General features: G+C 72.6%; 19 protein-coding genes. 4 read left to right on the top strand and 15 right to left on the bottom strand.

Translation table 11 applies throughout. The features are described from left to right. Positions 1-55 precede the first annotated feature (55 nt). From ACFWI8_RS12520 to ACFWI8_RS12505, 4 genes are read right to left on the bottom strand one after another with little or no spacing between them, the layout of a single operon-like run. Complete coding sequence (locus tag ACFWI8_RS12520; protein WP_387089315.1) at positions 56-988, bottom strand: glycosyl hydrolase; 933 nt, start codon at positions 986-988, stop codon at positions 56-58. After that, complete coding sequence (locus tag ACFWI8_RS12515) at positions 985-1,800, bottom strand: carbohydrate ABC transporter permease (protein WP_387089312.1); 816 nt, start codon at positions 1,798-1,800, stop codon at positions 985-987. The genes ACFWI8_RS12520 and ACFWI8_RS12515 overlap by 4 nt, the downstream gene beginning before the upstream one ends. Beyond that, positions 1,797-2,774 carry a carbohydrate ABC transporter permease gene (locus tag ACFWI8_RS12510; RefSeq protein WP_387089309.1) on the bottom strand — a complete coding sequence of 326 codons (978 nt, stop codon included), beginning with the start codon at positions 2,772-2,774 and terminating at the stop codon, positions 1,797-1,799. The genes ACFWI8_RS12515 and ACFWI8_RS12510 overlap by 4 nt, the downstream gene beginning before the upstream one ends. Further along, a complete protein-coding gene (locus tag ACFWI8_RS12505) occupies positions 2,771-4,009 on the bottom strand; it encodes an ABC transporter substrate-binding protein (protein WP_387089307.1) in 1,239 nt (412 codons plus the stop codon). The genes ACFWI8_RS12510 and ACFWI8_RS12505 overlap by 4 nt, the downstream gene beginning before the upstream one ends. 909 nt (positions 4,010-4,918) lie before the next feature. On the opposite strand from ACFWI8_RS12505, the gene ACFWI8_RS12500 reads away from it, so the two are divergent. Continuing rightward, positions 4,919-6,370, top strand: coding sequence for a glycoside hydrolase family 43 protein (locus ACFWI8_RS12500; protein WP_387089304.1), 1,452 nt, complete (start codon positions 4,919-4,921; stop codon positions 6,368-6,370). 474 nt (positions 6,371-6,844) lie between these two features. Here ACFWI8_RS12500 and ACFWI8_RS12495 read toward each other — a convergent pair whose 3' ends face one another. From ACFWI8_RS12495 to ACFWI8_RS12465, 7 genes are all read right to left on the bottom strand, one after another. Further along, positions 6,845-7,528, bottom strand: coding sequence for a class I SAM-dependent methyltransferase (locus tag ACFWI8_RS12495; protein WP_387089301.1), 684 nt, complete (start codon positions 7,526-7,528; stop codon positions 6,845-6,847). Further along, positions 7,525-8,286: a hypothetical protein gene (locus ACFWI8_RS12490; RefSeq protein ID WP_387089298.1), complete on the bottom strand. Its 762-nt coding sequence runs from the start codon at positions 8,284-8,286 to the stop codon at positions 7,525-7,527. Before ACFWI8_RS12490 ends, ACFWI8_RS12495 begins: the two co-directional genes overlap by 4 nt. Positions 8,287-8,451: 165 nt before the next feature. After that, complete coding sequence (locus tag ACFWI8_RS12485; RefSeq protein ID WP_387089295.1) at positions 8,452-9,234, bottom strand: DeoR/GlpR family DNA-binding transcription regulator; 783 nt, start codon at positions 9,232-9,234, stop codon at positions 8,452-8,454. A 34-nt stretch (positions 9,235-9,268) separates the two neighbouring features. Beyond that, positions 9,269-10,315: a 4-hydroxythreonine-4-phosphate dehydrogenase PdxA gene (gene pdxA, locus ACFWI8_RS12480; protein WP_387089292.1), complete on the bottom strand. Its 1,047-nt coding sequence runs from the start codon at positions 10,313-10,315 to the stop codon at positions 9,269-9,271. Then, complete coding sequence (locus ACFWI8_RS12475; protein ID WP_387089289.1) at positions 10,312-11,709, bottom strand: four-carbon acid sugar kinase family protein; 1,398 nt, start codon at positions 11,707-11,709, stop codon at positions 10,312-10,314. The genes pdxA and ACFWI8_RS12475 overlap by 4 nt, the downstream gene beginning before the upstream one ends. Continuing rightward, positions 11,706-13,169, bottom strand: a complete 1,464-nt coding sequence (locus ACFWI8_RS12470) for a GntP family permease (protein WP_387089286.1) — start codon at positions 13,167-13,169, stop codon at positions 11,706-11,708. Before ACFWI8_RS12470 ends, ACFWI8_RS12475 begins: the two co-directional genes overlap by 4 nt. Positions 13,170-13,314: 145 nt before the next feature. Further along, positions 13,315-14,265, bottom strand: a complete 951-nt coding sequence (locus ACFWI8_RS12465; RefSeq protein WP_387089283.1) for a multicopper oxidase domain-containing protein — start codon at positions 14,263-14,265, stop codon at positions 13,315-13,317. A gap of 185 nt (positions 14,266-14,450) precedes the next feature. On the opposite strand from ACFWI8_RS12465, the gene ACFWI8_RS12460 reads away from it, so the two are divergent. Next, complete coding sequence (locus tag ACFWI8_RS12460) at positions 14,451-16,874, top strand: ThuA domain-containing protein (RefSeq protein WP_387089280.1); 2,424 nt, start codon at positions 14,451-14,453, stop codon at positions 16,872-16,874. A gap of 33 nt (positions 16,875-16,907) precedes the next feature. Then, complete coding sequence (locus ACFWI8_RS12455; protein WP_387089277.1) at positions 16,908-18,887, top strand: OmpL47-type beta-barrel domain-containing protein; 1,980 nt, start codon at positions 16,908-16,910, stop codon at positions 18,885-18,887. A gap of 80 nt (positions 18,888-18,967) precedes the next feature. Here ACFWI8_RS12455 and ACFWI8_RS12450 read toward each other — a convergent pair whose 3' ends face one another. The 3 genes from ACFWI8_RS12450 to ACFWI8_RS12440 all read right to left on the bottom strand — a co-directional run bounded on the left by ACFWI8_RS12450 (position 18,968) and on the right by ACFWI8_RS12440 (position 21,569). Continuing rightward, a complete protein-coding gene (locus ACFWI8_RS12450) occupies positions 18,968-20,164 on the bottom strand; it encodes a PP2C family protein-serine/threonine phosphatase (protein ID WP_387089274.1) in 1,197 nt (398 codons plus the stop codon). Positions 20,165-20,268: 104 nt separating this feature from the next. Then, positions 20,269-21,102: an MOSC domain-containing protein gene (locus ACFWI8_RS12445; protein ID WP_387089271.1), complete on the bottom strand. Its 834-nt coding sequence runs from the start codon at positions 21,100-21,102 to the stop codon at positions 20,269-20,271. Further along, positions 21,099-21,569 (bottom strand): SRPBCC family protein, encoded by a 471-nt coding sequence (locus ACFWI8_RS12440; RefSeq protein WP_387089268.1) that lies wholly within the window; start codon positions 21,567-21,569, stop codon positions 21,099-21,101. The genes ACFWI8_RS12445 and ACFWI8_RS12440 overlap by 4 nt, the downstream gene beginning before the upstream one ends. 106 nt (positions 21,570-21,675) lie before the next feature. Between ACFWI8_RS12440 and ACFWI8_RS12435 the strand changes: the two genes are divergently transcribed. Further along, positions 21,676-22,467: an SDR family NAD(P)-dependent oxidoreductase gene (locus ACFWI8_RS12435; RefSeq protein WP_387089265.1), complete on the top strand. Its 792-nt coding sequence runs from the start codon at positions 21,676-21,678 to the stop codon at positions 22,465-22,467. Between the two features lie 54 nt (positions 22,468-22,521). Here the strand turns inward: ACFWI8_RS12435 and ACFWI8_RS12430 are convergent, their stop codons facing one another. Further along, on the bottom strand, positions 22,522-25,659 hold the full coding sequence (locus ACFWI8_RS12430; protein ID WP_387089262.1) for a ThuA domain-containing protein: 3,138 nt from the start codon (positions 25,657-25,659) through the stop codon (positions 22,522-22,524). Between the last annotated feature and the right edge of the window lie 14 nt (positions 25,660-25,673).

The raw sequence follows: 25,673 nt of genomic DNA, 5'->3' as shown, positions 1-25,673 counted from the left end.
ACGCCGCCGGCCCCCGGGCGCGCCACCGCCGGCGGCGTTGGCGCGCCCGGGGCGTTCAGCCGCGACGTGCTCGACGCAGGTCGAGGTGGGTGGGTGCCTCCCGGTCGCAGTGCAGGCGTTCGCCGACCACCCGCAGGGTCGCGACCTGCACGTCGGTGCGGCGTTCCGCGGGCTCCTGACGGTGGGTGAAGTAGAAGATCCAACCGACCTCCTCGCCGTCCGCGTCGTACCCGACGACGACGTCGGCGTGGTGGCCGTGGCCGGCGTCGAGCGGGTGCCGGCCCGGGGTGTCGAGGATCAGGCCCTGGCGTTCCCACCCGGACAGGTCGGTCGAGCGGTGCACTCCCAGGCCGCGCCACTCGTCGGTGACCATCCAGTACCGGCCGCCGAGTTCGAAGACGTTCGGCCCCTCGTGCGGCGGCGCCTCGATGACGGGGTGGGCGGTGCCCCAGACGGTCAGGTCGGGTGAGTCGGCCGCCCAGGTGGCCGAGTCGTGGGCCTCGTCCTTGAACCACATCCGGTAGCCGCCGGCCGGCAGCGGGTGGACGCAGGCGTCGATGACGCGGTCGGACGAGAGGGGCACCGCGCCGAGGTCCTGCCAGGAGACGAGGTCGTCGGAGATCAGGTGGCGGATGGCGCGGGGGTGGCCCGCCCACCTGTCCGGCACGCCCCGGATGTAGGTGAGGAACATGTGGTAGCAGCCCTCGACGTGGACGATCTCCGGCGCCCAGAGCGTGTTGCGGCCCGGATTCGGGTCGAGCCCGTCGACCACGCCGAGGTAGTCCCAGGTGCGGCCGCCGTCGGCGGATCCGGCCACGCCGATGTCGGTGCCGTGCACCCAGCGCACCCCGGGCCCCTCGTCGCCGGCCCGGCGCTGGGTGTAGAACATCCGCCACGAGCCGTCGGGCGCCTCGATCAGCGTCGGGTCGGTGGGGGCGTGGTGCACCGGGTCGGTGTAGAGCGGGGTGCCGGCGGTGGGGTGGCTCATCCCTTGACTCCCCCAGCGAGCAGCCCGCTGATGATGTGGCGTTGGGAGACGACGAAGAACACCACCATCGGGACGAGCGCGACCACGGAGAGCGTCATGAACGCGGGCCAGTCGGTGGAGAACTCGCCGACGGCGCTGTAGACCTCCAGCACGATGGTGCGTTTCTCGGGCGAGGAGAGGAACACGTTGGGCAGGATGAAGTCGTTCCACACCCACATCGTCTGGAAGATGCCGACGGTGATCAGGATCGGTCTGATCAGGGGCAGCACGATCCGCCAGAAGATCTGGAAGACGCCGGCGCCGTCGATCCGCGCTGCCTCGACGATCTCGAACGGCAGCGTGCGGATATAGCCCTGGATCAGGAAGAAGCAGAAGATCGAGCCGCCGGCGTACATGATGATGAGCCCGTTGAAGGTGTCCACGAGCTCGGCGTCCACGAGCGTCCGGTACAGCGGGATCAGCGTGGCCTGGCCCGGAACCACGAACGCCAGCAGCAGCAGGACGCCGAAGATCCGGTTGAAGAGCGTGGCGCGCATGATCATGCCGTAGGCCGCGGTGACGCCGACGAACAGTTGGACCGCGATGGCGCCGGCGGTGATGTAGAGCGTGTTGCCGAAACTCTGCGCCAGCGGAACCTGGTCGAACACCTCCAGGTAGTTGTCCAGGTAGAGCGAGGTCGGTGGGGCGAGCGGCGAGCTCACCATCTCGTCCTGCGTCTTGAAGGTGTTGACGACGATGTAGTAGAGCGGCATCCCGACCAGACAGGCCAGGCCGATCACGACGACGCTGAGCAGCGGGCGGCGGCGCGTCACAGCACTCTCCTCTCGATCCGCCGGGAGATGAGCAGTTGACTGAAGGACAGCGCCGCGACGGCGAGCGTGAAGAGCACGGCCAGCGCCGAGGCGACGCCGTACCGGCCCTGGCCGACGCCGCTGACGATGATCGACTGGGTGATCGTCTGCGTCGCGAAGCCAGGACCGCCGTTGGTCAGCGTGTAGGGCAGGTCGAACACCTTCAGTCCGCCGGTCATCAGCAGGAACTGACTGATCACCATCGCCGGCATGAGCAGCGGCAGGGTGATGTGGAGGAACCGCTGCCGGGCCCCGGCGCCGTCGATGGTGGCGACCTCGTAGTACTCGGCCGGGATGGTCTGCAGGTAGGCCAGGTAGAGCACCGCGTGCCAGCCCGCGCCGCCCCAGACGCCCACCAGGACCACCGAGAGCTTGGCCAGCGTGGCGTCCGAGAGCCAGGGCACGGGACCGACGCCGAGCGTGGCGTCCAGTACGGAGTTGAGCACGCCGGAGCCGAGCGGGGAGAGGATGTACCCCCACACCAGGCCCAGCACCGCCATGCTCGGGATCGCCGGGAAGAAGAACAGCGAGCGGGCGAAGTTCCGTCCGATCAGGCGCTGGTTCAGGGCCACCGCGAGCGGGATGGCGATGACGGTGGTCAGCAGCGTGGTGCCCACGGCGAACAGCAGGGTGAACGAGAGCCCCGCGGTCATCGACGCGTCGGAGAGGATGGTCCGGTAGTTCTCCAGGCCGACGAACGTGACGTCGTCGGAGTAGCCCGTGAAGTCGGTCAGGCTCCAGTAGAACGTCTGCCCGAGCGGGATGACGAACAGGACGATGAAGACCGCGGCGACCGGGACCAGGAACAGCTGGTGCGCGGCGGCCTCCCGCCAGCCGCCGGACGGGCCCGTCCGGCGGCGGCGGGCGGACCCGGTCCGGGCGTCGGCGCCGGGCCGCGGCGGGGCGGCGGAGGCACTGGCGGTGGCGAGGGTCATGACGACGCCAGCTTCTGGTCCAGCGCCCGGGCCACCTCGCGCGGCGAGATCTCCCCCTGGACCATGCGCTGGATCTGCGCGACGGCCTCGACGTTGAGCACGTCCTCGGCGCGCTGCCAGGCGATCTGCGGCAGGTACAGGTTTCCGGCCCGGACGTCCTCGACGATCGGGTCCAGGGCCTCGTCCAGCGGCGGCTCGAAGTCGCTGGTGACCGTGATCGAGCCCTCGGCCTCCTGCAGGACCTCGATGCCCTCGGGGGACGCGAGGTAGGCCAGGAACGTCCGGGCCGCCTCGATGTTCTCCGAGTCCGGGTTGATCGCGTAGCCGGGGCTCGCCGCGCCGGCCAGGTAGGGCTCGCCGCCCGCCACGCCGGGGATCGGCGCCATCCGGAAGTTCAGGTCCGGCGCGGACTCCCGCAACCCGGGCACGTTCCACGGTCCGGCGATCATCATCGCCACCCGGCCGTTGGCGAACTCCGACTCCACCTGGTCGCCGGTCAGGCCGACGGTGTCCCTGGTCACCAGGCCCTCGTCGTAGAGCCGGTAGTACTGCTCCAGCAGCGGCGTCCAGTGCTCCTCGAAGGTCGAGGTGCCGTCGAAGATCTCGTCGTCCATGGTGTGGCCGATGGACGCGTCGTAGGCGCCCAGGAAGGCCGCGAGCACGGTGGGCATCCCGTCCACGGCCTCCAGGTACGGCGTGATGCCGGCGTCCTGGAGTTCGGCGCACAGGTCGAGGAACTCCTCCCAGGTCTCCGGCGGCGCGTCGGCGCCGACCTGGCCGAGCAGATCCTCGTTGTAGAGGATGCCCCCGCCCCAGGAGGAGAGCGAGAGCCCGTAGACCGCGCCGTCGGCACCGTAGGTCTGCTGGTTGAACTCCGGCACGTTGGCCAGGAAGTCCTCGCCCGCCAGGTCCAGCACGTGTCCGCCCTCGATGAGGTTGGTCTTGTTCTCCGCGGCGATCAGGAAGACGTCCGGGGCGGTGCCGGACAGCACCCGGGTCTGCAGGGACTGGATGTACTCCGCGACCGGGGGCGAGTAGGACGCCTCGACGTCGATGTCCGGGTGGGCCGCCTCGAACGCCTCCAGGACCGGCGTCATGGTCTCCTCGCCGTCCCAGGAGAGCAGGGACAGCGTGACACCGCCGTCCGAGCCGCCGCTGCCGCCGCCGCAGCCGGACACGGCCCATGCGGTGGCCACGGCGAGCGCGGCGGCGAGGTACTTCGAGTGTCTCGACACTGGGACCACTCCTTCGGTCGGGGAGGTGTTCTGGGATCGCGGGTACGAATCGCGGGTACGAGGGGACGACCGGTCGACGTGGGGCCTGCGGCCCATCGACGACGGCCGGTTGGAACGTGCTGGACGGAGGTGGTCAGGCGGTTGAACCGGCGGCCACCGGAGCGCACCCGAGGCGCCTGGGATCCCGGCCGCGGCGGGGTTGCATGTGCCACGGAACCCCGGGGGCGTCGGGTTCGACGCCGGCCCGGAGCCGGAACTCCTGGCACCGCCCCGGCGGTCGGTGCCGCCGGGCGTCGGCGCCCCGGTGCTGGTGGTTCCCGACCCGCCGCGCGGGCCAGCGCAGGGCACGGCCGACGATGCGGGCGCGGGTGTCGGGCCGTGCGGCCCCACCACCGCGTGGACCCGGTCTGAGCTGGGCGAACGCACACGACGAGGTTGCGGTCAGCCACTCATGCCCCATGTCGCCCCCTCTGGTTTATCGTTAAATACGGTGGGCTGCGCCGAAGTTACACCGGCCTCGGACGAAGTCAAGAGGTCGCGTTCGAATCTGTTCATTCCTGATGCCGCGCGAGAGCGGCAGCCACCCGGGTCGCGGCCCGCCCGAGGCGGGCGTCACCCCCTCCTGCGAATCGTCGCGACAGCGAATGCCCTGGACCGGCGACCGGACCTGCGGCGGCCATCGGCACCGAAGTCGCGCTTACCGGGTCGCGGTCACCACGGGGGCAGCCGGGCCGCTCCGCCGGCTCAGGGAGGCGCGGCCGACGCGACGACCAGATCGCGGTTGCGACGGGCGGCGGCGAAAGACCGGCCGCGCGTACCGCGCCGGGGTGGCCCGGAACCGTTGACACCCCCGCGCCCCTTTCCTACCTTCCCGGCGGGGACTTACATCGATGTAAAAGGAGCTGCCCCATGCGCGTTGGACCCCGCAAGGCCGGCCGCGCGGCACTCTTCGCCGCCCTCCTGGCCCTCCTGTTCGGCTTCGTCGCCGCTCCGCCGCAGACCACGGCGAGCGCGGCGTCCGCCCCCTCGGACACCACCTTCCGCAACCCGCTCAACCCCGGCCCCGACCCGTATCTGACGCACTGGCGGGGGAACTACTACCTGACGACCACGCAGGGGAACAGCATCCGGATGTGGCGCTCCCCCTCGCTCGGCTCGCTGCTCACGGCCGAGCCGGTGACCGTCTGGACGGACACCGACCCGTCACGCAACCGGAACATCTGGGCGCCGGAGTTCCACCGCTTCGGGGACCGCTGGTACCTCTACTACACCGCCGACGACGGCGTCGACGAGCACCACCGGCTGTACGTCCTGGAGTCGGAGGGTGCGGACCCGACCGGCCCGTACCGCTTCAGGGCCCGGCTCGCCCCGCCCAACCACGCCGACGACTACGCCATCGACCCCAGCGTGTTCGAGCACGACGGACGCCTCTACCTCGCCTACGCCGGCATCAACCAGTACCAGCACAACGGGCTCAACATCGCGCCGATGTCGAACCCCTACACCGTCTCGGGCGACGCCGTCGCCCTGGACGCCGACGGCGGCTGCCCCGAGGTCCGTGAAGGACCCGAGTTCCTCAACCGCAACGGCCGCACCTGGATGACGTACTCCACCTGCGACACCGGCAAGCCCGACTACCAGATCTGGATGATGTCGCTGCCCGACGGCGCCGACCCGCTGCGGCCCGGAGACTGGACCCAGCACGACGGTCCCGTGTTCTCCCGCGCCGACGACCGCGGGGTCTTCGGTCCCGGCCACCACTCGTTCTTCCGCTCCCCCGACGGCACCGAGGACTGGATCGTCTACCACGCCAAGACGACCACCACCTTCACCTACACGAACCGCACCACCCGGGCCCAGCGGATCACGTGGAACGCCGACGGCAGCCCGAACCTCGGCCGGCCCCTCGCGCTGGGCGCGACGCAGGACCTGCCCTCCGGCGACCCCGGCGCCGGCACCTACTGGATCAACGACGACGGCCGCGCCAGCGGGGACGGCACCGTGACGTACACCGGCAGCTGGAACTCGGGCACCGGCTGCGCCGCGCAGTGCTTCTGGGGCGACGACCACTGGAGCGACCGGGCCGGCAACACCGCCACCTTCACCTTCACGGGGACCAGGATCGCCCTGCTGTCCGTCCGCGACACCGGCAACGGCATCGCCGCCCTCAGCGTCGACGGCGGCCCCGAACAACGCGTCGACCTCCACGGGGCGATCCGGGTCGGCGAGACCCTCCAGTACCTCAGCCCCCGGCTCACGTACGGCCGCCACACGCTGCGCGTCCGCGTCACCGGTGAACACAACGCCCAGTCCGGGGCCGCGTTCGTGAGCGTGGACCGGGCCGAGGTGTACACGAGGTGACAGGGCCGTTCTACTCGGCGGACTTATACGGCGACGACCGCTACAAGACGAGCTACGCCGTCGCCGAGAGCCTGACCGGGCCCTACACCAAGGCGGCGGCCCCGCTGCTGACGACCGACTCCTTCTCCGGTCCCGCCCGTCGGGCCCGGCGGCCAGGACGTGGTCACCGGGCCCGACGGGCGGGACCGGATCGTCTTCCACGGCTGGGACGCCGACCGCTCCCACCGCGCGGCTGTACGTCGCCGACCTCGGCTGGGCGAACGGCGGGCCCCACACCCTGACCGTCCGCTTCGGCAACGGCTCGCTCGCCGAGGACGGATCCCCGGCCGCCGCCTCCCACCGCCTGACGGTCAACGGAACAGCGGCGGGCGAGGCCCGCTACCCCCACACGGGGTGGGACGCCTGGCGGCAGGCGGCCGTCCCCGTCGAGCTGCGGGAGGGCTGGAACACGGTCCGCCTGGGCAAGGGCGAGCGCTACGCCGAGTTGGACGCCGTGGAGCTGGCCTGAAGCACGCCCGCCGGTTCAGAGCCGCTCGGCCGCGACGACCATGAAGTTGGGGAGGTGGACGTAGCTCTCGATGCCGGGCGTGGTGGCCCGTGCCTCGCCTGCGACGGCGGGGTCGAGCCCCGGCTCGGCGAGCTCGCGGAGCGGTAGGCGCCGTGCGCGCGCCAGGTGGCCAGGAGCTGCTCGAAGGCCGGGTGGTTGACGGAGAAGACGAACAACCCGCCGGTCCGCAGGGCGCGCACGCAGGCGCGCATCGCCGGTTTCCAGTCGGGGATGGCCGGCAGCACCATGCTGCAGACGACGGCGTCGAACGGGTCGCCCAGGTCCGGCAACCGGCCGAGGTCGGCCTGGACGTACTCGACGCCCTGCCGGAGAGCGCGTTCCTTCTCCACGGCGTAGCCGAACATGGCGTCGGTGGGCTCGACGCCGACGACGCGGGCGTGGCGGTCGGCCAGCATGCGGCTGAGATAGCCGTGCCCGCATCCGGCGTCCAGCACGCGCCGACCGCGCACGTCTCCGACCATCCGGAGCAGCACCGGGTTGAGCAGGTGGCGCTTGGCGAAGTCGCCCTCGGGTTCCATCGCCTCCATCGCCTCGCGGGGCACGGTGTTCCACCGGCGGATCGAGGTGTCGTTCGTCGGTCGGTCGGTCATCGGTGGAGCGTAGCGGGGGCGTCATCGGCGGCGGGCCGCATCAGCGGCAGGTCGTCGCCCCAGGCGTCCAGGGTCGGGCCGTGGCCCGCCCCGCGTGCCACGGTCTCGACCCGGGTGAAGAGGCGTCGCTGCCGGTCGACGTCGCCGGTGGCGGCGATGCGTCCGATCGTCGCGAGGAGGGCCTCGGTGTGCCATCCCGGCAGCGGGTACCGCTCCAGCTCCCACTCCAGGTACTTGTTGTAGGGGCGTGGGCGGCGGTCGAGGGCGAACAGCGTCTCCAGCAGGAAGCCCATGCTGTCGGCGGCGTCGAGCCGGCCGGCGAGCGGGCGGCCGTCCCGGGCGTTCTTGACCGAGCGGTAGAGGGAGTTGGCGTAGGCGTCCAGGCTGCCGGCGGCCGCGTGGAACGCCTCGTCGACGTCGAGCCGGCCCTTGGCCGCGACGATCCGGGCGATCTCGCCGTCGAGCCGGTCGAGCACGACCCGGGCCCGGGCGAGGGCGTAGCGCTCCCAGCCGCCGCGGCGCCGGAACTCGGTCAACGACACGACGACGAGGTCGAGTTGGGCGGACCGGTGCCCGTCGAGCGCCGTCAGCTCCGTGGTCGCGCCGTCGGCGAGGACGACGTAGAGGTCGTGGTCGGATCGGTCGGTCGCCATGCCGTCGTGTGCGTGCGAGCCCTTGAGGACGAGCCCGACGACGTCCGGGTCGGCGGCGGCGTGGGCGACGAACGGCTGGTAGGACGACGGGTGTTGGGTGGTCATGCGGTGATCTCCCGGGTGGGGACGACGGATGGGCACAGCGGACCGCCCTCGACGTCGTGCCGACGTGAGGGGATCACTCCGTCCGCGGCGGGCGTGGTGCCGCCGCCCTGGGATCAACGCACGTGCGCCACCGTAGCGGTGTCGGCGGCGGGACGGTAGGCCCGGTCACTCCGCGACGTGGAGTGTGACGCCGGCCGCCGCGCAGCGGGCCCGGATGTCGTCGGGGGCGGCGGCGTCGGTCACCAGGGTCCAGCCGGCGGGGAGTCGGGCCCAGGCGGGGGCGTCTCCGACGGCGAGCTTGGTGGCGTCGGCCAGGACGACGACGTGCCGGGCCCGGGCGGCGACGCGTTCCTTGACCGCGGTCTCCTCCAGCGTGGGTTCGCCCACGCCGCGGGCGGGGTCGACGGCGTCGGCGCCGAGGAAGGCGACCTCGAACGAGAGCCGTTCCAGGGCCAGGTCGACGAGCGGTCCGACCAGGCCGTGGCTGAGCGGCAGGATGCGGCCGCCGAGGATCACCACCTCCCAACCAGGAGCCTCCACCAGGAGGTTGGCCGTTTCCAGGCCGCGGGTGACGGCGAGCCGGCCGCCGTGCTCGGCGGCCAGCGTGCGGGCGAGCGCGGCGCAGGTGGTGCCGGCGTCGACGAACACGGCGCCGGCGGCCGGGACCAGCGACGCGGCGGCCGCGGCGATGGCCGCCTTGGCCTGGCGGTTGAGCAACGCGCTCTCGGCCACCGGGCGTTCGTGGAAGGCCTCGGGGACGACGGCGCCGCCGTAGGTCCTGGCCACCTTGTGGTCCGCGGTGAGCCGGCCGAGGTCGCGGCGGACGGTGGAGGGTGACACGGAGAGGGCGGCGGCGAGTTCCTCCACCTGGGTGGTGCCGTCGCGCAACAGCGCGAGCAGTGCCTCGTGCCGTTCGCGGGTGCCGCGTCGGGTGGTCGGTCGGGTCACCGGTCCTCCGTGTGCTGGGGTGGTGGGGCGCGCATCAGCGCCCCTGGCCGTAGGTCTCGCGGATCAGCGGCACCGAGGGGCTGTAGTCCACGGCCGCCTGGTAGGCCGAGAGCATTGTGCCGTGGTCCGCCCGGCCGGTGCCGGCGATGTCGAAGGCGGTGCCGTGGTCGACGGAGGTCCGCAGGATCGGCAGGCCCACGGTGACGGAGATGGTGCCGGCGAAGTCGTAGGTCTTGGCGGGGATGTGGCCCTGGTCGTGGAAGTGCGAGAGCACGCCGTCGAAGCGGCCGGTGAGGCCCTGGTGGAAGACGGAGTCGGCGGGCACCGGTCCTGTGACGTCGAGGCCCTCGGCGCGGGCCGCCTCGCAGGCGGGGCCGATGTGGACGATCTCCTCGTCCCCGAAGGCGCCGTTCTCCCCGCCGTGCGGGTTGACGGCGGCGACGGCGAGTCGTGGGCTTGGGGTGCCGAAGACGCGGAGCGCGGTCTCGGCCTCCCGGATGGAGCGGCCCACGCGTTCGCGGGTGAGCTGGTCGAGGGCCCGGCGCAGCGCGACGTGCCGGGTGGTGAAGAAGATCCGCAGGTGGTGTCCGGGAACGGCGGTGTTGCGGACGACGAACATGGTGTCCTGGCGGGTGACGCCGGTGAGTTCGCCGAGCATCTCGGTGTGCCCGAGGTGGGTGGAGCCGGCCTGCCAGATGGCCTCCTTGTTGATGGGGGCGGTGACGACGCCGTCGACGGCGCCGTCCAGGGCGGCGCGGGTGGCGGTCTCGATGGCGGCGACGGCGGCCCGGCCGGCGCGGGCGTCGACGGTGCCCCAGTCGGGGAGCGACCGGCCGAGGACGCCGGTGTCGAGGACGTCGATCACGCCGGGACCGGCGGGTGGGGTGGCGAAGTCGGTGACCTCCCGCACCTCGACGTCGAGGCCGGCGGCGCGGGCGCCCCGGCGCAGCGCCTCGGCGTCGCCGACGGCGACGCCGTGGTGGCCGTCCTGTCCCGCGGCGTCGGCGAGGGTCCTGGCGGTGATCTCGGGGCCGATGCCGGCGGGGTCGCCGAGGGTGAGGGCGAGGACGGGGCTGGTCATGCGGTGCTCCTTGGCTCGGTGGTGGACGGGCGCCGGGCGGCGGGTGGCGGTCCTGGTGGCGCGGCGCGTACCTGGCGGCGGGCGGCCGTGGCCATCCTGCGGAGGTGGGCGACGCAGGCCGCGGTGGTGCCCGCGTCCCCGACGAGTCCGCCCTTGGTGACGACCGGCAGCCCGTTCCACGGGCCGCCGACGAAGGTGCCGGCGACGGCGAGCGGCACCAGTTCCTCCTCGACGTCGAGGCCGACGGCGCCGAGTTCGGCGAGCAGGGCGGCCGAGACGTCGCCGCCGGTGGCGAACAGGCCGTCGACGGGGCGCCGTTCGAGGGCGCGGCGGACGACGGCGGCGAGGGCGGCGGGCAGCCGGGCGGCGTCGGCGGGCGTGGCGTCGACGATGTCGGTGTCGTCGAGCACGGTCGCGAGCAGCACGATCCGCTCGGGTCCGGCGGCGGCGATGGCCCGTTCCAGGGCGGCGGCCGTGGCGGGCACGTCGGGGACGGCGCCGGCGCCGGCGGGCACCGGGCGGACGACGTCGACGGGGTGTTCGGCGCGCAGCCGGGCGAGTTGGGCGCGGGTGAGCCGGGTGGTGGAGCCGGAGACCGCGAGGACGGGGGCGCCGGCGGCCCTGGTGGTGAGGCCGAGGGCCCTGGCCAGGGCAAGCGAGCCGGGTCCCGGGTCGACGCCGACCCAGGTGATCCCATCGCCGCCGGCCGCCGCGGCCGCGGTGGCGACGCGCTCCAGGTGGCCGGTGGTGAGGGCGTCGGCGACGATCACGTCGGCGCCGGCGGCCAGCAGCCGGTCGAGCGTGGCGGTCAGTTCGTCCGGGTCGCCGGTGACCGCGGACAGCGGGAGCGGGAGGCTGCGCAGCCGGCCGGCCTGGGCGGCGAGCAGTTCGGCGATGTCCGAGGTGGGCAGTGGCGATCGCGGGTCGTGCGCGAGTTCGGTCTCCTCCAGGCGGACGCCGTCGAGGAGTTGACGGCCCTGGACGGTGTGCCGGCCGGCCCCGGGGTGGGCCGGGGCGCACAGCGCGACGGCGCGGCGGCCGGCGCGTTCCGTGACGGCGCGCAGCGCGGCGGCGGTGGTGGCGCCGACGTTGCCGCGGAGGGTGGAGTCGATGCGGTTGCAGACCAGGGCGGCGGGCCAGCCGGCGTGGATGGCGGCGGTGACCCGTTCGGCCGCGTCGGCGGGCGGCAGGTGGCGGCAGTCGGTGCTCACCACGACGGCGTCGAAGCGGGCGGCGAAGTCGGTGAGCACGTCGGTGCGCCAGGTCGCGCCCGCGGTGACGGCGCGCAGCCCGGCCCGGGCGAAGCCGGCGGCGGTGGCGTTGGCGCCGGTCAGGTCGTCGGCGACCACGAGCACGCCGCCCGGGTGCTCGGGTCGGTTCTGGTGGGCGGTCACAGGAACAGGCTCCCGACCAGCAGCAGCGGAAGCGAGCCGAGCCACACCGCGCTGGTGATCCCGGACCAGCCGCGGATGGCGGCGAGACCGTCGAGGCCGGTGAAGCGGGTGACGACCCAGAAGTAGGAGTCGTTGAAGTAGCTCAGCACCATGGAGCCGGCGCAGCAGGCGAGGGCGGCGAGGAGTGGGGAGAGTCCGAGGGCGCCGATCACCGGCGCGGTCACGGAGGCGGCGGTGATCATGGCGACGGTGCCGGAGCCCTGGGCCACCCGCACGAGGCTGGCGACGAGGAAGGGCACCAGGACGGCGGGCACGTTCCAGGAGGAGATGGCGGCGGCGAGTTCGTCGCCGATGCCGGAGTCGCGGAGCACGGCGCCGAAGGCGCCGCCGGCGCCGGTGATGAGGATGATCAGGCCGGCCGACCCGGCGGCCTCGGCCAGCCAGCCGCTGACCCGCTGCCGGGGCGTCCAGCGTGGCAGGAGGAGGTAGACGGCGAGCACGATGCCGATGAGCAGGGCGACGACCGGGGAGCCGACGAAGCCGAGGATCTCGGCGAGGCGGGAGGGCTCGTAGTCGTCCCCGGACAGCACGCCCTGGCGGTCGCGGTCGACGGCGTTGGCCACGGTGTTGGCGACGATGAGCGCGAGGGGGGCGAGCAGGGGCAGGAAGGCGAGGCCCGCGGATATCCGGTGCGGCTTCGCGCCGGCCGGGGGCGGGCCGAGGGCGGCGGTCGGGTCCGGGGCGGGCTCGGGCTCCTCGGCGGCGTGCCCGCCGCCGGCGCGGCCGGTTCCGCTGGTCACGGTCCTGGTGCCGTACACCTCGGCCCTGACCTCGGGCAGGATCTCCGCTTCCAGGCGGGGGCCGATCCAGCGGGCGTACAGCACGACCAGCGGGAGCAGGACGAGCGAGAAGACGAGGCCGGCCAGCACGAGGCCGCCCAGGTCGGCGCCGAGGATGCCGGCCACGCCGAGCGGCCCCGGGGTGGGCGGCACCAGGTGGTGGGTGAGGGTCATGCCGCAGCCGAGGGCGAGCGCGAGGGTGACGTAGCCGGCGCGTTGGCGGCGGGCGATCGACCTGGCCAGCGGGTTCATGATCACGTAGCCGGAGTCGCAGAAGACGGGGACGGAGACGACGGCGCCGGCGCCGGCCATGGCCCAGGGTTCGCGGCCGCGGCCGAAGGCCCGGACGAACGTCCTGGCCAGGGCGTCGGCCGCGCCGGAGACCTCGAGGATCTTGCCGATGCCGACGCCGAGGCCGATCACGATGCCGATGGACTCCATGGTGGAGCCGAAGCCGCCGGTGATGGAGTCGAGCACGTCCACCGCGGGGGTGCCGGCGACGAACCCCGTGACCAGGGCGGCGACGAGCAGCGCCACGAAGGCGTCGAGACGGGTGCGCAGCACGATGACGACGATCGAGGCGATGCCGAGTACCAGGGCCGCGAGCAGTTGGAGATCCACGTCGATCCTCCGGACGTTCGCCGAGCAGTCCGGGCATCATGCGTCCGCGAAGATGATCGAAACAAGCATCTTGCATCAGAAAGTTTGGAGGATCGCGCAAGTTCTCCGGGACGTAGTTGCTGACAGCAGGCAACTCCCCGGGCCGTCAGCGGTGGAGGGACGGCGGGTCGCCGGGGTAGCTGCCGTCGCGGCTGGTGACGGTGAAGATGCCGACCATGCCCATGTCGGAGTGGCTCTGCACGTGGCAGTGGTACATCCAGTGGCCCGGGCCCACGTGTTCGCCGGCGATCACCTGGAAGCCGAAGGACTCGGCGGGGCCGGTGATCTTGGTGTCGATGATCCGGCTCGGGTCGTTCTGGTCGACCAGCAGCCCGGTGCGGTTGTCGGCCCAGCGGTGCCCGTGCATGTGGAACGTGTGGTAGAACTCGCCGTGCGTGATCATGATGATCTCGCAGCGCTCGCCGATCGTCGCGCGGAAGTTCGGCCCCTCGTGCGGCCCGAGGTTGTTGATCGTCATGTCGTTGAAGACGATGGTGAACTGCCTGTCCGGCAGGATGTCGCCCTGGCGCCTGACGACCAGCGGGCCGTAGAGCCCCTTCTGCAGCCCCACGGTGCCGTGCGGGGTGCCGACGACGTGGTCGTGGTAGTGCCAGTAGCCGGCGCTGCCGGGGATCACGGTGCCGTCGGAGCGGACCCCGGGAGCGTGGGAGTTCCAGGTGTAGAGGCGGCTCTCGCCGGGCGGCACGGTGCTGCCGGTGAGCGGCGTGCCGTCGCTGTCGTTGGCGTAGTCCACGCCGTGGACGTGCAGGCTGACCGGCACGTCGAGGGTGTTCACAAGGTCGATCTGCAGGGTGTCGCCCTCGTACATCTCCAGCAGTGGTCCAGGTACCCGGGCCTCGCCGGGCTCCAGACCGTAGCCGAGCCGCCCGTCGGGGAGCTCCTCGGCGTACATCGTGAACCGTCGGACCTGGGCCGCGCGCGCCGCGGGCAGGGCCTGCGCCTGGGCCGCGCCGAGCGCCGCGAGGCCGGCCGGGGCCAGCGAGGCCGCGGCCGCGCCTCGGGTGAAGGATCGCCGGGAAAACGCTGGTCGCCGCATGCGGTGCCTTCCTCGCTCATCGATGAACGACTGTGACCGACACGTGATCGTATGTGCATGACAAGAGTTTGGCCACTCCCAGGACAAAGTTTGTGCGAACTGGTCCCTAACCATTGGCGGTTCGGCAAAAACCGTCTAGCTTCCTAGGGCGTCTCTGCTGTCACCCGAGAGGGACCTGACACGCCATGAGCCGCAAACCACTGCTGTTAGCACTGGCCGTGACCATGACCACCGCGCTGCTCGGCGGAGCACCGGCCGCCGCCGGCTCGGCCGACGGCCTGTCCACCACCGACCCGATGCCGGGCGGTCCCGAAGCCCGGGTGCTGGTCTTCCACGGCGCCGACGCCCCGCCCGAACGGTCCCGGGCCGGCGTCGAGGCCGTCGAGGCGCTCAGCGTCCAGGGGCCGAGCCAGGAACACTTCGAGGTCGAGACCACCACGGACCCGGCGGTCTTCGACCCGGCCGGGCTGACCGAGTACAACGCGATCGTCTTCCTGTCCCCGGGCAGCACCGTGCTGACCGACCGGCAGGAGTCCGCCCTGCAGAACTACGTGCGCATGGGCGGCGGCTTCGTCGGACTGCACGACGCGGCCCGCGCCCAGCCCGACTCGACCTGGTTCACCGACCTCATCGGCACCCGCCCCGACCCGGGCAGCCCGCAACAGGCGCAGACCGCCGTCGTGGAGGCCGGTGACCGGGTCAACCCGGCGACCCGGGGCCTGCCGCTGGAGTGGGCCCGCCGTGACGTCTGGTTCAACTGGACGGAGAACCCGAGCGGCGAGGTGCACACCGTGGCCCGGGTCAGGGAACGCAGCTACACGCCGGGCAGCGGGGCCGAGGGCTGGGACCACCCCATCTCCTGGTGCCGCGACTTCGACGGCGGCCGCTCGTTCTACACCGGCATGGGCGGCACCGAACGGAGCTTCGTCGAGGAGAACTTCCGCAAGCACCTGCGTGGCGCGCTGCTGTGGGCCAGCCGGCTGACCCGCGCCGACTGCCAGGCCACCATCGACGACAACTACCAGGCGGAGCGGATCACCGCGCCCAACCAGCCGGAGGCCCTGGACCAGATCGGCGAGCCACACGGCCTCGACATCGCCGACGACGGCCGCGTCTTCTACATCGGCCGCGGCGGACGCTGGTCGAACGCCCCGGTGGTCACCGACTGGAACGACCCGAACGTCGGCCTCGGCCCGGGCACCGTCCACGTCTACGACCCGGACACCGAGGACGTGTCCCTCGCCGCCACGCTGGAGGTCTTCGGCAACAAGGGCGGCGGCGAGGAGCTGGTGAAGAACGAGGAGGGGCTGCTCGGCATCGCGCTCGACCCCGACTTCCTCGACAACAACTGGATCTACCTGCACTGGACGCCGCACTCGGAGATCGACCGCGAGGCACGCGTGGCCGAGCGCCGCGTCTCCCGCTTCACCTTCGACCCCGGGTCCGGCACCATCGACCTGGCCTCGGAACGGACGCTGCTGTCCTGGCCGGTGCAGATCCACAGCTGCTGCCACGCCGGCGGCGGCATGGACTTCGACTCGGACGGCAACCTGTACATCGCCACCGGCGACAACAACTCCTCCGGGTTCAGCGACGGTTACTCCGGGAACAACCCCCAGCCCACCTTCCAGGGCCTGTCCTTCGCCGACGCCAGGCGCACCGCCGGCAACACCAACAACCTCAACGGCAAGATCCTGCGGATCCACCCCGAGGACGACGGCACGTACACCATCCCCGAGGGCAACCTCTTCACCGGCGAGGAGGAGGGCGGCGGCCTGACCCGCCCGGAGATCTACGTGATGGGCGTGCGCAACCCGGCCCGCATCGCCATCGACCCGGAGACCGACTGGCTGTACGCCGGCTGGGTCGGTCCCGACGCCGCCAACCCCAGCACCACCTGGGGACCGGCCAAGTACGACACGTTCGCCGTCATCACCCGGGCGAGCAACCGGGGTTGGCCGTACTGCATGGGCAACAACCAGCCCTACCGGGACCGGAACCTGCCCGACCCCACCCAGCCGCTCGGCTGGTACGACTGCGACAACCCCAGGAACGACTCCCCGCACAACGACGGCCTGGTGGAGCTCCCGCCGGTCACTCCCAACAACATCTGGTACTCGCCGCAGGGCGGCGCCCCCGACTACCCGCGCGACGCGAACGGCGTCCCCACCTACCGCGCGCAGGACCAGCGGTTCCTGCTGCCCTGGCTCACCGGCGGCGGCCAGGCCACGATGAACGGCCCGGTCTACCGCTACGACGAGGAGCGGGAGAGCGACGTCGCCTGGCCCGCGTACTGGGACGGCAAGTGGTTCGTCGGCGACTTCTACGACGGCGACCAGCCACGGCACGCCGTGGTGACCGACCCCGGCACCGTGGCCGGCGGCGGCATCCCGGTGCACGCCGAGAGCCTGGACCGGATCATCCCGGTCGGCCAGGGCGGCATCCGCAACCTGATGGACTGGAAGTTCGCCCCCGACGGCTCGCTGTACGTCCTGGACTACGGTCGCGGCTTCTTCAACGCCGACTCCGCCTCGGCGCTGTGGCGCGTCACCTACACCGGCGGACCGCCCACCCCGCTGCCCGACGACCTGCTGGACACCCGATCCTGACCCGCCCTCCGAGACAGAAGGGAGGAACGAGCAATGACGCACGGCAGTACACGCGCCGTCGCCGCCGCACGGGCGGCCACCGCACGCCGCCGTCTTGCGGTGCTGCTGGCCCTGTGCCTGGCGGCGCTCGCCCTGGGCACGCTCCCCGGCGCCCGGGCCGACCAACGGCCGGCCGAAGGCCGGGACCCGGCCGCCCAGCAGGTGCTGACCTGGACGGCGGACAACGACATCACCCGCTACCTGTCCGCGCCCACCACGGCGGTCGCCGGTGAGGCGACGCTCGTCTTCGAGAACAGCGCGGCCACCGGCAACACCACCGGCATGCCCCACACGCTGACGTTCGACACCTCCAACCCGGAGTACAACAACGACGTCGCCGTGAACATCATGGCCAACCCCAACGACGCCAACGGGGGCCGGTACGAGGTCACGGTCAACCTCTCCCCCGGCACCTACCGCTTCTTCTGCGCCATCCCGGGCCACGGCCAGATGCAGGGTGAACTCGTCGTCACCGAGGGCGGCAGCGGCGAGGACACCACCCCGCCGGAGGCCACGGCCGACGTCGACGGCGAACAGAACGCCGACGGCGACTACGTCGGCAGCGCCACCGTCACCCTCGCCGCCACGGACGGCGGCTCGGGCGTCGACCGGATCGACTACGCCGTCGACGGCGACGACTTCACCCCGTACGAGGCGCCGATCGTGCTCAACACGGTCGGCGAACACACCGTGACCTACCGGGCGACCGACAAGGCGGGCAACGTCTCGGCCGACCGGACGGTGACCGTCCGGGTCGTCGAGCCGTCGGGTGACGACACCACCCCGCCCGAGGTGACGGCCACCGTCGACGGCGAGCGCAACGCCGACGGCGACTACGTCACCATGGCCACGGTCTCCCTCACCGCGACGGACGACGCCTCAGGCGTGGCCGGCATCGAGTACTCCCTCAACGGCGGCGCCTTCACGCCGTACACGGCGCCCGTCATGGTGCACAGCGTGGGCGACCACACGGTGGGCTACCGGGCCACCGACAACGCCGGCAACTCGTCGGCCACGGAATCCGTCGCCTTCTCCGTCGTCCCCCCGGACGACCCGGAGGAGCCCGGCGAACCCCCGACGGACTGCCCCGAGTCCGACGACCGGCCGCTGGTGATGGTCGGCGACGAGGAGACGGGCGTCCCCAACCGCACCGCCCCCGACGGCTGCACCATCAACGAGGTCATCGAGGACGAACGCGGCTGGTCATCCAAGGGCTCCTTCCTCACCCACGTCCGCACGGTGACCGACCGGCTCTACATCGCCGGGATGATCGACGAGGACGGCCAGACCCGGATCATGGCGGCCGCCGAACGCTCGGACGTCGGCGAGCCGGGCAACCGGGACGGCTACGAGCGGATCCTCACGGGCACCGAGCAGTCCCTGGACCGCTGGGCGCACGTCGGCGGCGGCGCCTTCGAGCTCAACGACGACGGCTCCATCACCAGCAGCACCACCGTCCCCGGGATGGGCATGCTGTGGTTCCCCGAGGCGCAGTACGGCGACTTCTCGCTGCGGCTCAAGTTCCGCGACGACGCCCCGGGCGACGCCTCCGCCAACAGCGGGGTCTTCGTCCGCTTCCCCCGGGTGCACAACCACCCCGAGGAGTCCCGCCCCGAGTGGGTGGCCATCAAGTACGGCCACGAGGTGCAGATCTACGACGGCCGCTACGGCGACCAGTACAAGACCGGCTCCGTCTACGGCTTCGACGTGGTCAACCGGGGCGAGGCCATGACCGTGCCCGGTGGGGTCTGGAACGACTACGAGATCCGGGTGATCGACCAGCACTACTGGATCTACCGCAACGGGCTGCTGATCAACGAGTTCGAGAACGCGCCGGGGCAGTTGTTCTCCCCGCCGCGCGCCGACGACCCGGGCACCGACGGGCGGCAGCACGACACGGGGTACATCGGGTTGCAGACCCACGGCACCTCGGACGTGATCTCCTTCCGCGACATCCGCATCCGGTCGCTGTAGCGACCGCCCGAGCCCGACGGGGCCCGTCGCCGGTACCGGCGACGGGCCCCGTCCGTCCGTCGGGTGAGCCCGCGCCGCCGCTACTCCGCGGGCTTCCCGCCCTCGGGCATGTCGCCGGGATCCGGAGCGTCCCCCGGGTGCTGAACGGCCAGGACGGCGGTGTCGTCGTGCAGGTTGCCTCCGGTGTGTGCCAGGACGTCGTCGATGACGGCGTCCACGAGTGCGTCGGGGTCGTCGAAGACACGGTCGCGCAGGCTGGTCGACGGGTCGTAGAACGTGCCGTGCCCGTCCCTGGCCTCGGTGACGCCGTCGGTGTAGAGCAGCAGGAAGGCCCCCGGGGGGAAGTCGGACGTGCACAGGTGCTTGTCGGGTCTCCGTGATCCCGTTCCCAGCCCGAGGGGCGGGGCGTTCTCCGGAACCGGCAGGTACCGGGGCGCGCTCCCGGGCGGGAGCAGCAGTGGTGGGGGGTGGCCGTGGCAGACCGTCGTCATCCGGTAGCGGGTCCGCGGGCGGATCTCCGTGAGGACGGCGGTGACGAATCCCTCATCGGGATCGAGGAGTCGGAGGCTCTTGTTCTCCCGGAGCAGGGCCTGCTCCACGCGGGCGCTCAGCGAGAGCAGGTCGGGTTCCTGGTGGGCCCACTCGCGGAAGGCGCCCAGCACCACGGCGACCGCCGCGGCCGCGCCCAGGCCCTTGCCGGAGACGTCGCCGACGATCAGCCGGGCGCCGAACGGCGTGTCGGCGGCCGCGTACAGGTCGCCTCCGATGAGTGCCTCGTGCTGGGCGGCGCGGTAGTGGGCGGCGGCGCGCAGCGGCCCGACCCGGGTGGGTGGGGTCGGGCCGACGGCCCGCTGCACGGTCTCCGCGATGCCGAACGCGGATGCCACACGCTGCCGGCCGCGGACCACCACCACGTTGACGAGGAGCGCGAGTACGGCGCCCGCCACGGCGGTGCCGACCAGGGTGATCCGCTCACCGAGGCTGAGTTGCGGCGGTGGGGTGATGGTGGTGAGCAGGAGGGTGCTGATGGTGAGCGACACCAGGGTCGTCACCAGCGTGACCCGGGGTGTGTCGATCGCCGCGGCGATCAGGGGCGCGGCGATGAACAGGCCGAGGAACGTCAGGTGTGGAGACGTCGACAGATTGAGGATCACCCCGGCGGCCAGCAGGGCGGCCGGCAGCAGCCGGACACGCCTGCCGACGGGGGCGGCGCCGCCCCCGGGCGGCGGCACGTCGGGCGATCGCGTGGTGCCGGTGACGCGCGACGTGGATCTCATGAGGTCCGTCATAGCCGCCCGACGTCCACTCCCGCCGCCGCACAGGCCGCCCGGCGCCCACTCGGCGGAGAAGGCGTACCCCCTGGTCGACTCGTCGACGGAGGCTACGGCGCGGCCCGCTCGCCCCGGGTGCCGGCGGTGACGGTGTCGCCGAGCCGGACCCGACCGGCGCGCAGCACGGCGAACTTGGCGCCGAAGGCCACACCGCCCTCCGCCGCGCGGCGGTAACCGGCGAGCGTGCGCAGCGGTTCCGGGCCCGCCCGCCTGCCGGTCTCCTGGTCGACCATGGTCACGGCGCACCGGATGGCGAGCTTGGCGTAGCCGAGTTCGGTCTCGCCGACGGTGAGGTGGCGGACGCGGTCCTCGGTGTGCGGTTCGGGCCAGCCGTCGACGACGATGTTCGGTCGGAAGCGGTCGACGGGCAGCGGGGGTTCGCCCCGGTCGGCCAACCGCCGGTCCAGCAGGTCGAGGGTGGCGGTGGAGAGCAGGTGGATCGGGCAGCTGTCGGCGTAGCCGGAGGTGCCCGGCGTCAGGCCGTCGGTCACCCGGTGGTGGTCGGGCGGTACGCGGGCCAGCCGGCTGTGTGCGCCGAGCACCTCGGAGAGCCAGTCGGCGGCCGTCTCCCCCTGGTCGACGCCGCGGAAGGCGGTGCCGAACAGGTCGACCGGGCCCGTCGGGCCGTGGGTGGTGACGGCGACGCTCACCGGTTCGTGTCCCGGCGCGCGGAGCGTGAGGCGGGCGCCGTCCGGGGTGATCTCGGGGCGGACGGCGGCCAGGCGCGGATGCCGGCGCTGGGTGCGGGTCACGCCGTCGCCGTCGACGACCACGAAGCCGCGGTCGTGGCGCAGGCCGGCGGGGGTGAGGGGCGCCTCGGTGACCCGTGTCCCGGCGCAGCCCTTGACGGGGTAGTGCCAGAGCCCGGTGACGACGGCGGTCATGTCGGGGGCGTCCTCGGTCGACGGGGCGGGGCCGGGTGGCGGAGGAGGGCGTCGAGGAGGTGCGCGAAGAGGAGGCGGCCGGCCCAGCCGGTGGGTGCGTCGAGCGCGCGCGGCAGCCGGTTGACGCGCATCTCCTCGCGCCAGCCGACGTGGGATCCGCCGCCCTCGGCGTGGACCTCGATCTCGGCCCAACCGAGCACGAACGTGCCACGTTTGGCGAGGCGGCAGAAGCCCCGCCCGGCGGCGGTCGGGGGCTGCCAGGCGGTGACCTCCATCGGGTCGTCGAAGGCGAGCCGGCCGACGCCGGTGCGCGCCACGACCAGGGTGCCGGTCCCGGTCGGTCCTGGCGGGGTGACGGTGACACGGGTCAGCGGGGTGTGGGTGCCGTGGCGTGGCCAGTCGGTGAGTCGCCGCCACGCCTCGGCGGCCGGCAGCGGTGTCCGGCGCACGAGGCGGATGAGAGGCACGGTCGGATGGTAGACGAGGGTGTCGGGACTCGGCCTCGATGGCGCGAAACGCGCTCTGTCGGCACGGGTGGGCGCCCGCTATCGTCGCCCGGTGGGAGGCGCCGTGATGCGTATCGCTGGAGCGACCGTGTTGGTGACCGGGGCGGCGGGCGGGATCGGCGGCGCGTTGGCGCGCCGGCTCGCGGCCGGGGGGGCCGCGGTGGTGGTCTCGGGCCGCCGGGCGGACGCGCTGGAGCCGTTGGCCGCCGAGCTCGGCGCCCGGGTCGTGGCCGCGGACCTGGCCGATCCCGAGCAGGTGCGGCGGCTGGCGCGGGAGTGCGGGGACGTGGACGTGCTGGTGGCGAACGCGGCGCTGCCGGGCACCGGGGACCTACTGGAGTACACGCCCGAGCAGATCGACCGGGCGCTGGACGTGAACCTGCGCGCGCCCGTGATGCTGGCCAGGCTGCTGGCGCCGCGCATGGTGGCGGCGGGGCGTGGCCATCTCGTGTTCGTCGGTTCGATGTCGGGTAAGGCGGCGACACCGCTGTCCTCGATGTACACGGCGTCCAAGTTCGGTCTGCGGGGCTTCGCGCACGGTCTGCGTCTCGACCTGCGGGGCTCGGGGGTGGGCGTCTCGCTCGTGCAGCCGGGCTATGTGCGGGACGCGGGGATGTTCGCGGCGGCCGGCGAGCCGACGCCGGTGAGCGTGCCCACGGTCACGCCGGAGCAGGTGGCGGCGGCCGTCGTCGGCGCGGTCGAGGCGGACCGCGGCGAGGTCAACGTGGCGCCGCTGCGGCTGCGGCTGCTGTGCGCGCTGGCCGGTCAGTTCCCGAGCCTGGCCGAGCGCGGTGGGCGCCGGCCGCGCGGCGGGGACGTCGTCCGGCGGATCGCGGAGGCGCAGCGCGATCGTCGCTGAACCGCCGGAACGCCCCGGGGTGCCCGGGGCGTTCCGGCCCGGTTCGTCGTCGAGTCAGCTCTCGCTGATGCCGGGGCCGATGAACTCGACCCAGTTGACGTTGAGTTGGCCGGTGGTCTTGACGAAGTAGAGCGGTCCGCCGACCGGTTCGGCGGCGGGGTCGATCGTGGCCGTCACGTCCTGGTAGACCTGCCAGTCACCGGTGGGCGGGACCTGGATGGTCGCCACGGTGGGCCCGGTGTCGGGGTCGCCGGTGCGGACCTCGACGGTGGCGCCGGCTTCCGGGGAGGCGGCGCGCAGGCCGATCTCCTCGATGCCGGTGAGGTTGGTGCGGTCCCAGGCCCACCAGTCGCCGTCCTCCATGTGCCCGATGTTCCGGCCGCCTCCGGCCGAGTCGCCGGTGGTCTCCGGCTGGACCCCGGGGGTGCCGCCGCCGGTCGCCGACTCGAGGCGGCCCGTCTCGTCGAAGTGCTCGGCCTCGCGGTGCTTGGGCTGGAGGACGAGGACCTCCTGGGTGGTCAGTGGCGGCGCCTCGCCGGAGCCCTGGTCGGTGTAGGTGACGGTCACGGTGCCGAAGATGTTCGCGCCGGTGTGACCCTCGTCGCCGGGGAGCGGGAAGGTGCCGGCGCAGCCGCGGTACTGCTCGTAGCCGTGGGAGTGTTCGTCATGCCCGAGGGCCGGTTGGACGACGACCTGGTCGCAGTCGAGCTCACCGTCCTCGGGGTCGCCGCCGGTGACCTGGTAGCGGATGGTGTCGCCGAACTCGAAGAAGCCCCCGTCGGGCGGGGCGGTGATCTCGATGACGGGGGCGGAGTTGCCGGCCGTGATGTCGAGGTTGGACACGGAGCTGCGCCCGTCGGGGTCGGTGACGGTCAGTCGGGCGGTGTACCGGCCGGGCTCGGTGTAGGTGTGGGTGGCCGTCGTGGCGGTGCTGTCCTGGGTGCCGTCGCCGTCGAAGTCCCAGGCGAGGGTGACCGGTTGACCGTCGGGGTCGTAAGACTCCGTGGCGTCGAAGGTGACTTCGAGCGGCAGCGGTCCCGAGGTGCGGCTGGCGTCGAAGCGGGCGAGGGGCGCGCGGTTGCCCTGTACGTAGTCGATCCGGTAGACGCCGGAGTCGGTGTTGTTGCCGCCGAATCCGCTCCCCCACTCGATGAGGTAGAGCGCGCCGTCGGGGCCGAACTGCATGGCGTGCGGGCGGGTGAACGACATGTCGCCGAGCATGCGGGAGACGTCGGCGACGCCGGTGCGGTCCTCGTCGGGCTGGACGGAGAAGAGCCGGCCGTCGTTCCAGTCCGCGAAGACGACCTTGCCGTCGTAGTAGGCCGGCCAGGCGCGCTCGGAGTCCAGGTCGGGGTCGTACCGGTAGGCGCCGCTCGTCATGGGGGCGCCGCTGGAGCCGATCTCGGGAACGCCGGTGCTGGACGCGCCCATCCACAGCTCGGCCGGGACGGCGGCGGGCAGCCGGGCGCGTCCGGTGTTGTTCGGCGAGTCGTTGACGGGCGCGGCGCAGTCGAACGCCTCGCCCGAGGTGCCGGTGGCGAAGTCGTAGTCGACGTAGGGGGTGTTGTCGCCGACGCAGTAGGGCCAGCCGTAGAACCCGGGGCGGTCGACGATGTTCCACTCGACCCGGCCGTCGGGCCCCCGGTCCGGGTTCGCGCTGCCGGCGTCGGGGCCGTAGTCGGCGACGAAGAGGTGGTCGGTGGTCGGGTCCACGCCGATGCGGAAGGGGTTGCGGAAGCCCATGGCGTAGATCTCGGGGCGGGTGTTCGGGGTGCCCGCCCTGAAGAGGTTGCCCCTCGGGATCGTGTAGCTGCCGTTGGGGCGCGGGGTGATGCGCAGCACCTTGCCGTTCAGCACGGCGCTGTTGGCCGAGGTGGCCTGGGCGTCCCAGGCGGCGCGGCCCTCCCGCTCGTCGAGCGGGGCGAAGCCGTCCGAGGCGAACGGGTTGGTGTTGTCGCCGGTGGCGATGTAGAGGTTGCCGCGGCCGTCGAACTCGAGCGCGCCGCCGGCATGGCAGCACTGTTCACGCTGGACGTCGACCTCGAGCAGCACCTTCTCGCTCGCCGGGTCCAGGGTGTCGTCGCGCCTCACGGTGAAGCGCGAGACGCGGTCGACGGGATCGTCGCCGGCGGGCGAGTAGTAGAGGTAGATCCAGCCGTTCCGCTCGAACCCGGGGTCGAGGGCGAGGCCCAGCAGTCCGAACTCCTGGCCGGTGTAGACCGGGAGGGTGGCGGCGGTGACGACGGTTCCGTCGGCGCGCACCACGCGGACGGCGCCGTTGCGGTCGATGTAGAAGACCCGGCCGTCGTCGGCGACGGCCAGTTCCATCGGGTTGCTGGTGTTGTCGTCCAGGGTCACCTTCTCGAAGCTCCCGGTCAGTGACGCCGTACAGTCGGCGGCCACCACGCCGGCGGCGGAGCGGATGCCGCCGAGCAGGTGGGACAGGAAGCGGGGGTCGGAGTAGGAGTCCGTGGTGTGGCCCATGCCGGTGTACCAGGCGCGGCCGCCGTCGTAGTTCTGGCACCAGGAGATCGGGTGCTCCGCCCCCATCGAGCCGCCGGTGTAGGTGGTCTCGTCGAGGGAGGCGAGGACGTGCACGTCGCCGCGTGGGTTGGCCCGATAGTTGTACCACTCGTCGTAGCGGTCCCAGCGGACCGGCAGTTCGGCGGTGGCCGGGTGCGCGGGGTCCTCGACCTTGACGGTGGCGTCCTGTTGGGCGGGGTGGCCGGCGAAGTAGGCGCCGACCAGGCCGCCGTACCAGGACCAGTCGTACTCGGTGTCGGAGGCGGCGTGGACGCCGGCGTAGCCGCCGCCGGCGCGGATGTAGCGCTCGAACGCGGCCTGCTGGTCGGCGTCGAGGACGTCGCCGGTGGTGGACAGCCAGACGACGACCTCGTACTGGGCGAGGTCCTGGTCGTTGAAGACGGAGGCGTCCTCGGTGGCGGTGACCTCGAAGCCGTTCTCGGCGCCGAGTTCCTCGATGGCCGCGATGCCGGCCTCGATGGAGTCGTGTCGGAAACCGGAGGTCTTGCTGAACACCAGGGCGCTGAACGACTCGTCGCCGTGTCCTGGGTGTGCCGTGGCGGCGCCGGCTCCGAGGAGTGCGCCGATGAGCGTGGCGAGGATCGTGAGGACGGCCAGCGCGGGGCGGCGCCGGGGGCGGGTGTGGGCATGGCGGAACCGAGCTGTCATCACATGCTCTCCCG

It is taken from the genome of Streptomyces sp. NPDC127098 (assembly GCF_042722465.1).
Classification (GTDB): Bacteria; Actinomycetota; Actinomycetes; order Streptomycetales; family Streptomycetaceae; genus Streptomyces; species Streptomyces millisiae.
This window is presented reverse-complemented; position numbering and strand designations above follow the sequence as displayed.